Below are 15,550 nucleotides of genomic sequence, written 5' to 3'. Positions count from 1 at the left end.
CTGAGTATTCGCGCCGTCGCTTTGGTGTCAAAAATGTGAACAAAGCGTTCTTTTCTCGATCCACAATGTGAACGCTATCTTCGGGTCGGCTTGCCTTCGCCCAGACGCTGTCGTGCCTGTCGGCTCGACGGGCTTTCGGCCTCCGGCGGCTTGTCTGCCAGGCTTGCGGATGGCACAGATAGAGCGTCCCGGTGCGTCCTTCTGGGCGCAACAGGACGCACTATCTTATTGAATTGACGCATCATTCTTTTCGAAAATCGATGCTGATTTTTGAGCCGATGCGCCAGGGCTGGGCTCCGGTCCGGTTACGCCGCCGGTTCAGCGCCGGATAATGATGATTTGTAGTGGAGGAGAGCGATTGAATGAGGTGACTGCCGGTCCGGCGCAGGAGGGCGACACAAGGCGGCGATTGCTGGACGCGGCGCTGCATGAATTCGCCCGTTTCGGTTTTGATGGTGCCAGGCTGGAACGCATCGCGGCTGAAGCCGGCTGTGCCAAACGGATGCTCTATTATTATTTCGGCAATAAGGAGCATGTCTATCTCGCCGTGCTGGAACGCGCCTATGACGATATCCGCGCGTCAGAAGACGTCCTGCATCTCGATGCGCTGGCGCCACGTGAGGCCCTGCATGCGCTGGCGCGGCAGAGTTTTCTCTACCACCAGAACAATGCCGATTTCACCCGGCTGGTGCTTCAGGAAAATTTCCAGCAGGGCACGATGCTGAATGCACTGCCGGGCGCGGCGCGCCTGCGCGATGCGGCCTTCGCTCCGCTGAAGCGCATTCTCGTCCGCGGTGCCGAAGCCGGCCTTTTCCGCCACGGTGTCGAGGCTGTCGATGTACACTTTCTCATCAGCGCCATTTCCAGCTTCCGTGTCGATCATGCCTATTCGTGGAACAATATGCTGCAGATTGATCTGCTCGCCGAACCCGTTGCGAGCCGGCATCTGGCGTTGCTTCTGGCACAGCTCGATGCCATGACGGGCTATCGGCAGCGTTGAAAGCGGCAGCAAAAAGCCGGTCTGCTTGCATGAGACCGGCTCAGATTGCTGACAAGCCTTGCCCCTTTTTCTGACCTCATGCCTGTGCTTGTCACAGGCATCCAGCCGACGCGCGTCCGCGCGGCGAAAGGACCTGTCTATTCAATGCATTATGAATCTGGATCCCCGTGACAAGCACGGGGATGACGACGGAGGCAGGGGATGACGACGGAGGCAGGGGCCGCTCCACCTCAAGCATGCAATATGAACGGCTTTGTCAACAGTCTGAGCCGGTCTGTTTGCGCGAGACCGGCTCCTGAAATCCGCTGCTGAAAACGAGGGTTAGTTGCCCGGCTCGAGGATCTCGCGTTTGCCGACATGGTTGGCCGGGCCGACCAGGCCATCCTGCTCCATGCGCTCGACCAGCGAGGCGGCACGGTTATAGCCGATCGACAGGCGGCGCTGGATATAAGAGGTCGAGCACTTCTTGTCGCGCTGGACGATCTTGATCGCGCGTTCGTAGAGATCGTCACCATCGTCGCTGCCGCTGCCCATATCGGTATTGTCGAAAACAGCCGTGTCGTCTTCGGCGTCGCCGCTGTCTTCCTCATCGGTGGTGACGCTGCCGAGATAGGACGGCGAGCCCTGCGTTTTCAGATGGGCGACGATCTTCTCGACTTCGTTGTCGGAAACAAAGGGACCGTGGACGCGGGAAATCCGGCCGCCACCCTTCATATGCAGCATGTCACCCTGGCCGAGCAGATATTCCGCACCCTGTTCACCGAGAATGGTGCGGCTGTCGATCTTGGTGGTGACCTGGAAGGAGATCCGGGTCGGGAAATTGGCCTTGATCGTGCCGGTGATGACGTCGACGGAAGGACGCTGCGTTGCCATGATCAGGTGGATGCCGGCGGCGCGTGCCATCTGGGCCAGACGCTGGATCGTTCCTTCGATTTCCTTGCCGGCGACCATCATCAGATCGGCCATTTCGTCGACAATGACGACGATAAACGGCAGGGCGGTCAGGTCCAGTTCCTGCTCTTCGAAAGTCTGTTCGCCGGTGGATTTGTCAAAGCCCGACGGCACGCTCAGCATGATCGTCTCGCCCTTGGCGCGGGCTTCGGCAACACGTTCGTTGAAGCCGTCAATATTGCGCACACCGAGACGCGACATCTTGCGATAGCGCTCTTCCATCTCGCGCACGGCCCATTTGAGCGCCAGAACCGCTTTCTTCGGATCGGTCACGACCGGGGTCAGAAGGTGGGGAATGCCGTCATAGACGGAAAGCTCCAGCATTTTCGGATCGACCATGATCAGCCTGCATTCATCCGGGCGCAGGTGATAGATCAGCGACAGGATCATGGTGTTGATGGCGACCGATTTGCCGGAACCCGTCGTGCCGGCGACCAGAAGATGCGGCATCTTGGCAAGCTCGGCAACGACCGGCTCGCCGCCGATCGTCTTGCCGAGGCAGAGCGGCAGCCGGAAATCCGTACCGACATAGGAACGGCTTTCGAACAATTCGCGCAGATAAACGGTCTCACGTTCTTCATTCGGCAGTTCGATGCCGATCACATTGCGGCCGGGAATGACAGCAACGCGGGCGGAGAGTGCCGACATGGAACGGGCAATATCGTCCGAGAGATTGATCACCCGCGAAGATTTCACGCCAGGGGCCGGTTCGAATTCATAAAGCGTGACCACCGGTCCGGGGCGGACATCGATGATCTCGCCCTTGACGCCAAAGTCCTCGAGAATGTTTTCCAGAAGGCCGGCACTCTGCTCCAGATGTTCCTGGCTCATTTCGGCGGCCGGGTTCGGACGCGGCGACTGCAGGAGGTCAATCGAGGGGAAAAGATAATCCTCCGTCGAGCGGTCACGATGCTTCAGCGCCAGCCGCCGTGCGGGGACAGGCACGGGAATGTCGATCGGCTCGGCCTCAGCCACGGTGTCGCTCGCGGTTTCGGCGTCGTGCGCGGCGGTCATGGTGCTTTCGGCTTCGGCGTCGCCGTCCGTCTCAGCGTCCATCTCTGTCTGATCGTCCGATGCGATAGGGTCGGCAGCGACATCATCGGTATCGGCCATCTGTGCTTCGGTGTCGGGGCTCTGTTCCGGCAGAAGACGCGGCGTGATCTGGCGATAGAGTGCGACCGGCGATGGGCTTTCAAGGCCGTCATCTGCCTGCGTGTCATCCTCGGCGTCAGCCGGAACATCATCAACGCTCTGAGCTGCGGCGGTTTCAGCGGCTATCGCATCGGCAGCTGCGGGGGCAGTTGTGGCCACCGGGGTTGCCTCGTCCAGGATCCCAAGCCCCATCATCTCCCAGACCAGCGCATCGGAAATGAAGCCGAAGGCGGACGGTGCCTCGGTGGCTGTGGCCTTTGAAACCTGCTCCGGCTCGGGCGCATCGGCGGTTTCTGTCGCGGCATGGGTGATCTCTGTGCGATCCAGGGGATGCGACAGGAAATCGACGGCTCTTCGTGACGGGGCCGGCGGTTGAGGAGCCGCCGAGACTGTCGCGGGTTCCTCGCTCAGTGCACGGGCAATGCGGCGCTGCAGATCGCTTGCGGGCGAGGGCGCGGCCCTGAGCTCGGCTGCGGGTCCTGCGGTCGTATCCCTGATGGAGGGGACAGCGGCCGCATCGGCATTTGGTGCCAGCATTTGCGGGGTATGGGGGGCGCGGGCCGGGCCTTCGGGCCGGATCTGCGGTGCCGGATAGGTCTGGCTTGGTGTCCGTGTGAAACGGACATTGGGTGCCAGAACAAACGGCCGCTGCCAGGTCGGCAGTTTATCGGGATCGAGAATGACGGCATTGGAAGCGTTCTGAGCCTCCTCCTCCCGGCGTTCCGCCAGGGCACGGTCATCCGTCTTGCCGCTATCGGCGGGGTTGGAATTCAGGCTGGGAAATCGGGAAAGAGGCATTGTGAGCCGAACCATCAAACACGCTGTGAAACACCTGACTATGAATAGAAAATAAACCTTAACCACTGGTTTCCGAACGCGTGAAAAGAGTGGCGGCCCCTCAGGGGGAGCCATCGGGAAACTCTAGTTAAGAGCATGAAATCTATAATTTTTCTGTCGTGATTGCGCTGTTTTGTTAAGACGCAAAAGGCCTGGCATTGCCGTTGCAATCGCGCATTTATGAAAGCCATCAGCCGGACATGTCGATCTTGCTGGAAAAGCTGTCGATCGGTTCCGGGCGGCCGAAAAGATAGCCTTGGCCGGTCCGGCAGCCGAGAAGCTTCAGGGCTTCGAGCTGTTCCTCTGTCTCGATGCCTTCGGCAACACAGTCGACGCCGAGCCGCTCGGTCATTGCGATGATCACGGCCGAGAGGTTCTGGTAGACCGATTCGACCGTGAGCGTGCCGATGAAGCGGCGATCGATCTTGATCGTGCTGATCGGCAGGCTGTCGAAGTAGCCAAGTGAGGAGTAGCCAGTACCAAAATCATCAAGGGAAATGCGAAATCCGTGTGCCGAAAGCTGTTCGATCTGTCGGGTTGCCACGGTCTCATGCATGGCGACGGCCTCGGTGACCTCGAATTCCAGCAGGTCGGGCGAAAGGCCGAGCGTGTGAACCCTGGCAATCAACCACTCTGCAAAAGCCGGAATATTGAGGTCGGCCATGGAAAGATTGACGGCAACCGGCGGCAGCCTGAGGCCTGCGGCACGGCGTATGCCTGCCCATTGAGCGATTTGGGTCAGCACAAAATCCGTCAATGGTCGGGTCATGCCGATCGTTTCTGCAATGGGAATGAATTCGGCCGGGGAGACGCTCTTGCCGTCCAGCGTCCATCGCAGCAAAGCTTCGGCACCGCATATCAGGCGGTTTTCAAGATTGACCTTTGGTTGAAGGAAGACTTCAAATCCGGCAAAGGCGCGGGTGTGATCCTTCAGGGCCATTTGCAGCATCTGCTGGCGCAGCACGGCTTGATGCTTTTCGGCATCATAAAGAACATGCTGTCCCTGATTGTTCTGCCGGACATGAATAAAGGCGGCTGCTGCCGATCGAGACGCCTGAACCGGGTCTGCCGGTAACTGCGAAAGTGGCACGATAACTGAGGTCGGCTGCGGCGCCAGCTCGACATCATCAATCCTGTAGGGCCGGTTCATCGCTTCAGCCAGCCCCTCCGGTGTCATGCGTCTTTCTTCATCGATGATACCAAGCGCGCCTTCGGCGACCAGCGAAATCCGGCAATAACCTTGGCCAAGCCTGTCCAGTCGCTGATAGGCTTCCTGCATCAGCTGAATTGCGGTCGAGCGCCCGAAGGCTGCGACAAGGGGCTGGAAGGCGGAGACCTTGATTTCGATGACCTGTCCGTCGCTGCCTTTGGCGATGGCCTGCTCCAGAGCCTGTTCAAAGGCATTCTGATTGGGCAGATCCAGCACCGTGTCGCGAAACGCCAGCCGGTCAAGCGCCTCGATCAGCGCCAGGTTCCTGAACCCGATGGATATATTGCTGGCAAACAGTCTCAGCAGATCGAGGTCCTCGTTGTCAAAGCTGCTGTCCGTTTCAAGAACGGCGAACATTTCGCGGCCATTCTCGTTGTGGAAATGGAGCCCCATATAGCCGTCGCTGAAAACCGGTTCATCGCTGCCGCGATGGGTCTCGAAAAGGCGCATCATGGTTTCTCCGGTATCGGTCAGGCGGGCGCCTGTCAGAGCGCAGAAATTGCCGATGCCCAGAATGACCTTCATCTCGGCACTGTCGCCGGACTGGAGGCTGACAAAACCTGACGGTTCCAGCCGGAGCAGGGCCGCGATCTGGGTCAATACACCCTGAGCGAAAAGCTCGAGGCTTGTGCGCTGAAAAATCTGGCGCGCACTCTTGATGATCTGTTCCAGCCCCTTGCGGCTTTTCGAGATTGCTTGAATACGGTCATAAGCGCGGATTGCCGTCGTCAGCACGGCGATCAGCCGCGTCCGGGTCAGCTCTTCCTTGGTGTGGTAATTGTCGATCTCATAATTGGTGGCCACAGAGATTTCCGGCGCATAGCCTGGATAGCCGGTGCGCAGGACAATCCGCATATCGCTCAGGCCGGCGCCACGCAGATCCTCAACCAGCCTGAGCCCCGCATCCTGCGTCTCCATGACGACGTCAATCATGGCTACGGCGATATCGTCGAGGGCGCCGATCTGGGCCTGTGCCTCTTTCCTTGATGCGGCGAAGATGAGCTCAAGTGGCCTGCCGAGAATGGTGAGGCCCCGAAGTGCGAATTTCGTTGCCTGATGCACGTCTTCATCATCGTCAACGATCAGGATCTTCCAGCGCCGCTGCGCCTTGGCGCTCCAGTCGCTCTCCTGCAGGTCATCATAGAGTTCAAGCGGACGTTCATCTTGTCTCATGGCGATCTTCCTCAACGGTATCGGGCGTGGGCGACAAGGGCATCACAAGTGGAATTGAAACGGTCACCGAGGTTCCGCGACCCTCCTGACTGGAAATCTCCAGCGAGCCGCCAAGAACCTCTGTCACGATGGTGTGGACGATTGAAAGGCCGAGACCCGAGCCGCCAGCCTGCGGGCTCGTGGTGAAAAATGGTTCGAGTGACCGGGCGAGGACTTCAGCTGTCATACCTTTGCCGTTGTCAGAGACAGTGATTTCGGCCGTCTTCTGACTGCTTTTGCGGGCCTTGATCGTAATCGTACCGGTGCCTTCGGCGCCAAATCCATGAATAAGAGCATTTTCGACCAGATTGCTGATCACCTGAGCGAGTGGCCCGGGATATCCGTCTATCGGCAATGGCTCGAGCTGATCATAGCGCAGCGAAACCGATCTGCCATTGAAAAGCGGTGACAGCAGATGAAGCGTATCAATGAGATAGCTGTCGAGCACGAAGCGGCGGCGGCGTTCGCTTGTCTGGTCTACGGCGACCTGCTTGAAGTTCCGGATGATGTCGGCGGCCCGAACAAGGGCCTTTTGCATCAAGTCTGTGCCGTCGGAAATTTCCGAGATCAGGCTTTCGATCCGGTTGCGCCCGATGCGTCCGCTGGCCGTTTCGGCTGAAAGCGCTCCAACGTGATCGGTTATGGTTGTCGAGATGGTGAGCGCATTGCCGATCGGGGTGTTGAGTTCATGGGCGACACCGGCGACAAGACCTCCGAGGCTTGCCAGCCGGGCTGACTGGGCCAGCTGTAGCTCGGCCTTGCGAACCTGTGCATCGGCGCGCTGGCTGGCTGAAATCAACCGTGCCACAAAGGCCGCGCTCACAAAGCTGCCGATGATGATCAGCAGAAAGCGCGGCCACATCTGCAGTGACCAGATGCCGGTGGGTTCTGCATAGGTGGTCAGAAGATACCAGCTCTGGTGATCGGCAGTATTGACGCCCACTGCGTTGTCGGACGGCGCCAGGCGGCGAAATACCGCGTACTGACCGGCGCTGAAGAACGTGCCGTCTCCCTGCGATGTCATGCTGGCCCACAAAGCCGGCTTCTCTGTCGCAAGCCTGTCATCGCGGTTGAACATGAAGCCCCACAGGTCTTCCTCTGGCGCGCCGGCCAGCCAATAGCCGTCAGCGTTCAGGAGGGCTATTTCTGAGAGCGGACTTGCGAGGAAGCGGTTCAGGCCGCCGATAATCCTGCCTGCATCGAGGTTGATGACGATGATTCCGGATGGTGCTCCATCGATAAAGTTCACGGGCATGGCGAGGCGCAGCATCGGCCGCCACGGGACCTCGATTGCCCCATGTTCGATATTGAGATCCAATGGCGAGACGTAGATACTGCCTGCCGGGAGCTGCAGTGCAGCAGAAACATAATAGCGCCCGATCTTGTTCTGCAGACCGTCAGGAGCCGTGGCGATAATGTCCGAGCCGCTGCGATCGATACGGACAATCTCGTCTCCGGCAGCATCAATATAGCGAAGCTGAACAATGTCGCGTTTGCTCGCGATCCATGCGGTGAAATTGCCGGCAAGGCGTGGTGGACCGTCCGGACCGCCTGAAACTGTCTTCAATGCGCTGCTGCCGGCGATGACTTTGAGATCCGCGGCATAGCCATCGACAAAGCTGGAAATCCAGAGGCTCGACTGATCAAGGGCTGCTGCTGCAACGAGCTCATCATGTTGCATACGCAATTCACTGTCGAATTGATGGGCCAGTTGCCAAATGATCAGCGCTGTCAGAGAAAATCCCACGAAAAGCATAGCGGTTAGCTTCATTTCGGAGGCAGTTGGAAGGCGAACGATCCGTTTGCTCGCCACGCCCCCCAGCTTGTGCGGGACGCTTGATCCAGAATTGAAGCGGCTAAGAATTTCTCCCATGAAAGTATAATATTATGTTTTCATGTAAGGTTGCAAACTGAATATCGGATTTTGCGTTTTTTTGAATTTAATTGACGTATTTTGTATGTATATTCATTTAGGTAGTTACTTAATATCTGGACTTTTCCTGGGAAAAATGTGTGCATTGCACGATTCCCGTGGAATGGCGGTTTCCGTGTGTGATCTACTTGGATGCCGTCTGGCAGGACTGTTTCGCGCCCGGGTTAATCTTTATCGGCGCAGAGCGGAAAGCTCACGGTCTGGCGCAGGCCGCCACTCTGGCGATTCTCGATCGTAATCGTACCGCCGAAGCGCTCGATGATTTCCTTGGCGATGGCAAGGCCAAGGCCTGCGCCGGGCAGGGTCTTGCGGCGGGCGAGATCGACCCGGAAGAAGGGTTCGAAGACATGGGAGAGCAACTCGTCGGGAATCCCCGGACCATTATCGTCGATCACCAGCCGGGCCGTTGACTGCTGGCGCTGAAGCGTGATGATTGCCCCGCCGCCATGGGTGGCGGCGTTGACGATGAGATTGGACAATGCGCGCTTGATTGCCAGCGGTGCGCCGGAGATCAGTATTGATTTCAGCGTTTTGGCCCTTACGTCCATGCCAAGCGGCTTCAACCCGTCGACCACTTCGTCAATGAGAGCCCCGAGATCGATATCCGTCAGGATGTCGGTGCTGACCTCTTCGCGCACAAGCCGGATGGCGCTGTCGGCAATGGAATCGAGCTCTTCGAGGTCGGAAAGCCATTTGGCCCGCTCCTCTTCATCCTCGATAAATTCTGCGCGCAGACGCATGCGTGTCATCGGTGTGCGCAGATCATGGCCGGCAGCGGCGACGACGCGCATGCGGCTTTCCGTTGCCGCCTTCAGATGCGCCGACAGGCGGTTAAGTGCCGTGGCCGTCATCCGGGTTTCCGTCGGGCCGATCTCCGGCACGTGCGGCAGCACCCCCTCAGGGCCGATGCGCTCGATCGCGGCCTGGATCAGGCGCAGCGGCCTGAGGATCATCGAGGCGGCGAAGACGGAAATCGCCGCGCTGCCCATGACGATCAGCGCCACCCAGATGGCCAGCACGATCAACGCATCGCGGGGCGGTCTGGTGTCGGGAATGGGCAGCACCAGCCACTGGTTGTCCTGCAGCTGCACAGCGGCCTCGAGGCTGGAATTATGCCGATTTTCGGAAATGGTGACCTGATTGGAAAGTCCCTTGTGGCGCATCGCCTTGGTCAGCATTTCGGAATAATGTTCGTCCATGGCGCCGTCAGGCGGCTGTGCCTCCAGCTTGATGCCGAGCTTGGCGGCCAGTTCTGGCTGTGACAGGGCGAGCGTCGAATCGATATGGATCTGATTGGCGATGGGACCGAAGACGGCGGCGGGAAAGGGATGCTCAAGGGCCTTGATGGCGGCAAAGGTGGCGAAGCCGACGACGGATACGATCGACAGGACCAGAAGAATGATGATGCGATTGCGCAGCCAGTTCATCGGTTGATTGCCTGGGTCCTGACCGGAAGCGTCAGCTGATAGCCGCCATTGCGCACGGTTTTGAAGATTGGACCGGCATCGCTTTCGCCCAGCTTGCGTCTGAGCTTGCTCATCAGCACATCAATGGAGCGGTCCAGCGGGTCGCGTTCGCGCCCCTGGGTCAGATCCAGCAGCTGATCGCGCGACAGAAGCCGTCCCGGACGGTCGAGAAACACCGAAAGCAGCTCGAATTCACCGCCGGTGAGCTCGATATCTGCACCGTCGCCGCGGGTGACGCGGCGCAGTTCCGGGTCGACGGTATATTCGCCGAAACTATAGAGCCTTGCTTCCTCCGACGGTGCCGTATTCTGCTGGCTGCGGCGCAGTACAGCGCGGATGCGGGCCACCAGTTCGCGTGGATTGAAAGGCTTGCCCATATAATCGTCGGCACCAAGCTCAAGGCCGATGATGCGGTCGACATCCTCCTTGAGGGCGGTCAGAAGGATCACCGGAATATGCGGGACGCGGCTGTAGAGGCTGCGGCAGATATCAAGACCGGAACCATCCGGTAACATCACGTCCAGAACGATCAGATCGGGGTTGCTGATCTCGATCTGTTCTTCATAGCCGCGCCGATCGCCGGCAAGGCTCACGCGGAAGCCCTGGCCGCCGATATAACGGGCCAGCAATCGGCGAATTTCCATGTCGTCATCGACAATCAGTATGTGCTCTTCCCTATGCATGTTCTTCGCTTGCCTCATTGCACGCGAAATAGGAAGCATTTCGCGTCGCCGAACCAGTGAATTCTTGCGACGAAACATTGCCGGCCGGCATCTGGCAAAGTTCAGTTACAAAAATGGCCGCTCCCGGAAACAAAACGAGAGCGATGGACCAATCGCAGTAACGTAGCCCCTCTAGCATCGAAAACCAATCGGGACCGGCCGGAACAGGTCCCGGTGCGGAGCGTTGTTGCGGATTTCTCGACCCCCCTCGGCAGATGTCGCAGCAACGCTCCACCTTGTTTTCTTATTCGACGAAGCGCCCCGCCGCGACTTTCCTGAATGTCAGCGCACCTGTTCTCGTCGTTGCCGTCCCTGCTGCCCGGCAAGGGTGGATGATCCATGGAGACTACTAGATGCGACTGACCCGATCGACCACACTCCTCGCAGTGCTGGGACTATGTGCTGCACTTGTCGGCTGCAGTGACCAGTCCTCGTCCAAGGTGGGAGCCGGAGCTGCGCCCAGCAAGACCCAGGTCAGCGTCGTGACACTGCACCCGCAATCGGTGACGATCACGGCAGAGCTTCCGGGCCGGACCAGTGCCTCGCTGGAGGCTGAAGTCCGTCCGCAGGTCACCGGCATCATCACCGATCGCCTGTTTGAGGAAGGCAGCGAGGTTGAGAAGGGGGCGGCACTCTACAAGATCGACTCGGCCGGTTACAAAGCCGCTCTCGATATCGCCAAGGCCCAGTTGCAGCAGGCCGAAGCGGCTGTGCCAAGCGCGCAGGCCAAGGCCGACCGCTACGCCAAGCTCTCCAAGAATGAGGCGATCAGCGAACAGGATGTCGATGACGCCAAGGCGGCGCTGGATGAGGCGAATGCCGCGGTTGCTGCGGCCAAGGCCTCTGTCGAAACCGCGAAGATCGATCTCGACCATACCACCATCACGGCGCCGATCTCGGGGCGCATCGACAAGTCATCGCTCACGGTCGGTGCACTGGTGACGGCAAGCCAGAGCGATGCGCTGACCACCATTCACAAGATCGATCCGATCAATGTGGACGTGACCCAGTCGAGCACCAATCTTCTCAACCTCAGGCAGGCGATTGCCGAGGGCCGGGTTCGCATCTCCGGAGACGGCGTCAAGGTCAAGCTGATGCTGGAAAACGGCATGGTCTATCCCGTCGATGGCAAGCTGGAATTCTCCGAATCGACGGTCAGCGAGACCACCGGCACCTACACGCTCAGGGCTGTCTTTGATAATCCTGACCGGCTTCTGCTGCCCGGCATGTATGTCCATGCCTTGGTCGAAGAAGGTGTTGCCGATAATTCCTTCCTGGTGCCGCAGCGCGCCGTATCCCGCAATACCGATGGCCAGGCGACGGCCTATTTCGTCAATGGCGATGGCAAGGTCGAGCAGCGTGTGCTCGATGTCGGCCGCAGCGTCGGCAATAACTGGCTGGTCAATGGCAGCGGCGTTGAAGATGGTGACCGCGTCATCGTCGAAGGCTCGCAATATGTGCGGGAAGGCCAGGACGTCGACACCGTCGAGGTCACGATCGATGAGACCACCGGTGAGGTGGAAAGCCGGGATCAGAGCCTGAACGGGACGGCCCAGTCGTCAAGCGATGTTGCCGCCAAAGCCTCGGCAACCGCAACCAAGGCGAATTGAGGTCCCCGATGTCGAATTTCTTTATCAGAAGACCGAACTTCGCCTGGGTGATCGCCATCATGATCATGCTGGGCGGTCTTTTGGCGCTCAATACGCTGTCTGTCTCACAATATCCCGATATCGCGCCGACGACGGTGCGTATCAATGCCAGCTATTCCGGCGCTGACGCCACAACGGTTGAGAATTCTGTCACCAAGATCATCGAGCAGGCCATGACCGGGCTCGACAATCTTGATTACATGACCTCGAGCTCGACCTCCTCCGGTTCGTCCTCGATCACGCTGACCTTCAACAATGAAGCCGATCCCGACGTGGCGCAGATGGAGGTGCAGAACAAGCTGCAGCTTGTCACCTCGCAATTGCCCGACGCGGTGGTCAATTCGGGCATTTCGGTCAACAAGTCGTCCTCCAGCTTCCTGATGATTGTCGGCTTCGTGTCGACCGATGGCCGCATGTCGGCGGAAGATCTGTCGGACTATGTCGACAGTACGTTGAATGACACATTCAAGCGTATCGATGGTGTCGGCGGCACCCAGCTGTTTGGCTCCAGCCATGCCATGCGCATCTGGCTCGATCCTGAAAAGCTGGCGAAATACCAGCTGATGCCAAGCGATGTGTCGTCAGCCGTTTCGGCGCAGAATACGCAGGTTTCCGCCGGCCAGCTCGGCGCCCAGCCTTCTGTCGCCGGCCAGCAGCTGAATGTCACCGTCACGGCAGCCAGTCAGCTGCAGACCGCCGATCAGTTCCGCAACATCGTGCTGAAAAGCACGACCGACGGTTCCGTCGTTCGTCTGAACGATGTCGCAACCGTGGAAATCGGTGCCGAGAACTACAACTTCACCAGCGGCTATAATGGTCTTCCGACCGCCGGCCTTGCCATCAACCTTGCCAATGGCGCCAATGCCATCAGCACCTCGAATGCGGTGAAGGCGGCGGTTGCGCGGCTTTCTTCGACGCTGCCGGCCGGTGTCGAAGTCGTCTATCCCTATGATACGACACCTTTCGTCGAGCTTTCGATCCATGAGGTGGTCAAGACGCTGATCGAGGCCGTTGTCCTCGTCTTCATCGTCATGCTGGTCTTCCTGCAGAGTTTCCGTGCCACACTGATCCCGACGCTGGCCGTGCCGGTCGTTCTGCTTGGCACGTTCGGGGTTCTGTCGATTTTCGGCTATTCCATCAATACGCTGACCATGTTTGCCATGGTGCTGGCGATCGGTCTTCTGGTCGATGATGCCATCGTTGTGGTCGAGAATGTCGAACGCGTGATGCGGGAGGAGGGGCTTGCCCCCCGTCAGGCAACGATCAAGTCGATGGGCGAGATCACCGGCGCGCTGATCGGCATTGCGCTGGTGCTGACGGCCGTTTTCATTCCGATGGCCTTCTTCGGTGGTTCGGTCGGCGTCATCTACCGGCAGTTCTCCGTCACCATCGTCTCGGCCATGCTGCTGTCGGTTCTGGTGGCGCTGATCCTGACACCGGCGCTCTGCGCCACAATCCTGAAGCCGCCGAAACATCACGCGGCAACCCGCGGGCCGTTCGGCTGGTTCAACCGGCTCTACGATGCCAGTGCCAACGGCTATTTCCGGGCCAATGCCGGCATTCTCAAGCGCTCCTTCCGCTTCTTCGTGCTGTTTCTCGTTCTGGTCGGCCTCATGGGCTTCATGTTCAACAAGCTGCCGAGCTCGTTCCTGCCGGAGGAGGACCAGGGTATCCTGATGGTCAGCGCCACGCTGCCGGTCGGGGCAACCAAGGATCGGACCGAACGTGTGCTGAAACAGGTCACCGATCATTTCATGAACGATGAAAAGGATGCGGTTGAGGGCACGATGACCATTATCGGTTTCGGTTTTGGCGGAACCGGCCAGAATGTCGGCATGGTCTTCGTCCGGCTGAAGGATTTCGATCAGCGCACCGATCCGTCCCTCTCGGCCCAGGCGGTTGCCGGGCGGGCCATGGGGGCCTTTGCCAAGATCAAGGACGCCAAGGTCTTTGCCATGGCACCGCCGGCCGTGCCGGGACTCGGCAATTCGAGCGGCTTTGACTTCTACCTTCAGGACGTCAATGGTGCCGGTCACGACAAGCTGATGCAGGTGCGCAACCAGTTTCTGCAGCTGGCGGGGGAGAGCCCGCTTCTGTCCGGCACCCGGCCGAATGGCCAGGAGGATACGCCGCAGCTGAAGGTCGAGATCGATCGCGACAAGGCGAGTGCGCTCGGCGTCAGCTTGTCGGATATCAACGACACGCTGTCGGCAGCCTGGGGTGGTCAGTATATTGACGACTTCAACGACAATGGCCGCATCAAATCGGTCTACATGCAGTCTGCGCCCGATTTCCGCATGCAGCCGGAAGATCTGGACAAGTGGCGGGTGCGCAATGACGATGGCGACATGGTGCCGTTCTCGTCCTTCTCATCGATGCGCTGGACCTATGGTTCGCCGAACCTGCAACGGTTCAACGGTTCGTCTGCCGTGGAAATTCAGGGTGGCACGGCCGACGGCGTTTCCTCCGGTGAAGCGATGGCCGAGGTCGCCCGTATCGTCGGCGAACTGCCGCCGGGCTATTCCTATGCCTGGGCCGGGCTGTCCTATCAGGAAGAACTGTCAGGCAATCAGGCTGGCGCGCTCTATGCCATCTCGGTTCTGGTGGTCTTCCTCTGCCTGGTCGCGCTTTACGAAAGCTGGTCGATCCCCTTTGCCGTCATGCTGTCGGTGCCGATCGGTGTGCTGGGTGCCCTTGGCGCGGCACTCCTCTTCGGCCAGACCAACGACGTCTACTTCAAGGTCGGTCTGCTGACGACCATCGGTCTGGCGACCAAGAATGCCATCCTGATTGTCGAGTTCGCGATCCTGCGGCAGGAGCATGGCGAAGGGCTGATCGAGGCGACGCTGAACGCTGCCAAGACCCGTCTGCGGCCGATCCTGATGACCTCCTTCGCCTTCATCCTCGGTGTGCTGCCGCTGGCAATCGCCACGGGGGCCGGCTCAGGCGCGCGCAATTCGATCGGTATCGGCGTCACCGGCGGCATGCTGGCGGCAACGGTGCTCGGCATCTTCTTTGTGCCGCTGCTGTTCGTGCTGGTCTCGAAGGTGTTCCGCCGAAAGGCCGGTCAGGCAGAAAAGCCACAGGATGACGGTGCGGGGGATGCCGCTTCCGGGCCTTCGCCTCAAGCCTGAGGTTACCGGTCAGCCCCGTTTGACCATACCCCTTCGCGCAGGCGCGCGAGGGGGTTTTTTGTGTTTCGGACGCTTCCGCGGTCTGCAGGCCTTGACGAATGCGATGTCAATGTCAGAAAAATGCATACTAGTTGCAGATCAGTCATATTAATGATGGTTTTGCTCTGTCATTTGTTCAACGAAAGCATTATGCCCTAACACGCGAAACTGTCGGCTATCACCCATGGGACCCGCAATGTGCGATCTGTTCACGAGAGCGTCATTGTCAGCCGGCGGAGGAGAAG

Annotated in this window: 8 protein-coding genes; 3 read left to right on the top strand and 5 right to left on the bottom strand. The window is 59.2% G+C overall.

From position 1 onward, the window contains the following. The first annotated feature begins 367 nt into the window (after window positions 1-367). Window positions 368-1,000: a TetR family transcriptional regulator gene (locus tag HCK86_RS19160; protein ID WP_348641103.1), complete on the top strand. Its 633-nt coding sequence runs from the start codon at window positions 368-370 to the stop codon at window positions 998-1,000. Between the two features lie 321 nt (window positions 1,001-1,321). Here the strand turns inward: HCK86_RS19160 and HCK86_RS19155 are convergent, their stop codons facing one another. The 5 genes from HCK86_RS19155 to HCK86_RS19135 form a co-directional block, all read right to left on the bottom strand. Continuing rightward, complete coding sequence (locus tag HCK86_RS19155; protein ID WP_176086086.1) at window positions 1,322-3,901, bottom strand: DNA translocase FtsK; 2,580 nt, start codon at window positions 3,899-3,901, stop codon at window positions 1,322-1,324. A 229-nt stretch (window positions 3,902-4,130) separates the two neighbouring features. Continuing rightward, entirely contained in the window at window positions 4,131-6,323 is a 2,193-nt protein-coding gene (locus HCK86_RS19150; protein ID WP_176086085.1) for an EAL domain-containing protein, read from the bottom strand. Then, window positions 6,310-8,043 carry a HAMP domain-containing sensor histidine kinase gene (locus tag HCK86_RS19145; protein ID WP_176086084.1) on the bottom strand — a complete coding sequence of 578 codons (1,734 nt, stop codon included), beginning with the start codon at window positions 8,041-8,043 and terminating at the stop codon, window positions 6,310-6,312. The genes HCK86_RS19150 and HCK86_RS19145 overlap by 14 nt, the downstream gene beginning before the upstream one ends. A gap of 416 nt (window positions 8,044-8,459) precedes the next feature. Then, a complete protein-coding gene (locus HCK86_RS19140) occupies window positions 8,460-9,722 on the bottom strand; it encodes an ATP-binding protein (RefSeq protein ID WP_176086083.1) in 1,263 nt (420 codons plus the stop codon). Next, window positions 9,719-10,444: a response regulator gene (locus tag HCK86_RS19135; RefSeq protein ID WP_176086082.1), complete on the bottom strand. Its 726-nt coding sequence runs from the start codon at window positions 10,442-10,444 to the stop codon at window positions 9,719-9,721. The genes HCK86_RS19140 and HCK86_RS19135 overlap by 4 nt, the downstream gene beginning before the upstream one ends. A gap of 392 nt (window positions 10,445-10,836) precedes the next feature. On the opposite strand from HCK86_RS19135, the gene HCK86_RS19130 reads away from it, so the two are divergent. Then, on the top strand, window positions 10,837-12,093 hold the full coding sequence (locus tag HCK86_RS19130) for an efflux RND transporter periplasmic adaptor subunit (RefSeq protein ID WP_176086081.1): 1,257 nt from the start codon (window positions 10,837-10,839) through the stop codon (window positions 12,091-12,093). Window positions 12,094-12,101: 8 nt separating this feature from the next. Continuing rightward, window positions 12,102-15,266: an efflux RND transporter permease subunit gene (locus HCK86_RS19125; RefSeq protein WP_176086080.1), complete on the top strand. Its 3,165-nt coding sequence runs from the start codon at window positions 12,102-12,104 to the stop codon at window positions 15,264-15,266. Window positions 15,267-15,550 lie beyond the last annotated feature (284 nt).

The organism is Martelella sp. HB161492 (assembly GCF_013184775.1).
In the GTDB taxonomy this organism is placed as follows: domain Bacteria; phylum Pseudomonadota; class Alphaproteobacteria; order Rhizobiales; family Rhizobiaceae; genus Martelella.
The sequence above is the reverse complement of the archived record's forward strand: the minus strand, read 5'-3'. Positions and strand labels throughout refer to the sequence as shown.

What these genes read in the sequence shown, in the direction of transcription:
- HCK86_RS19155 (WP_176086086.1), bottom strand. Translation starts at nt 3,901, where the DNA reads ATGCCTCTTTCCCGATTTCCCAGCCTGAATTCCAACCCCGCCGATAGC.
- HCK86_RS19150 (WP_176086085.1), bottom strand. Translation starts at nt 6,323, where the DNA reads ATGAGACAAGATGAACGTCCGCTTGAACTCTATGATGACCTGCAGGAG.
- HCK86_RS19145 (WP_176086084.1), bottom strand. Translation starts at nt 8,043, where the DNA reads ATGCAACATGATGAGCTCGTTGCAGCAGCAGCCCTTGATCAGTCGAGC.
- HCK86_RS19140 (WP_176086083.1), bottom strand. Translation starts at nt 9,722, where the DNA reads ATGAACTGGCTGCGCAATCGCATCATCATTCTTCTGGTCCTGTCGATC.
- HCK86_RS19135 (WP_176086082.1), bottom strand. Translation starts at nt 10,444, where the DNA reads ATGCATAGGGAAGAGCACATACTGATTGTCGATGACGACATGGAAATT.
- HCK86_RS19130 (WP_176086081.1), top strand. Translation starts at nt 10,837, where the DNA reads ATGCGACTGACCCGATCGACCACACTCCTCGCAGTGCTGGGACTATGT.
- HCK86_RS19125 (WP_176086080.1), top strand. Translation starts at nt 12,102, where the DNA reads ATGTCGAATTTCTTTATCAGAAGACCGAACTTCGCCTGGGTGATCGCC.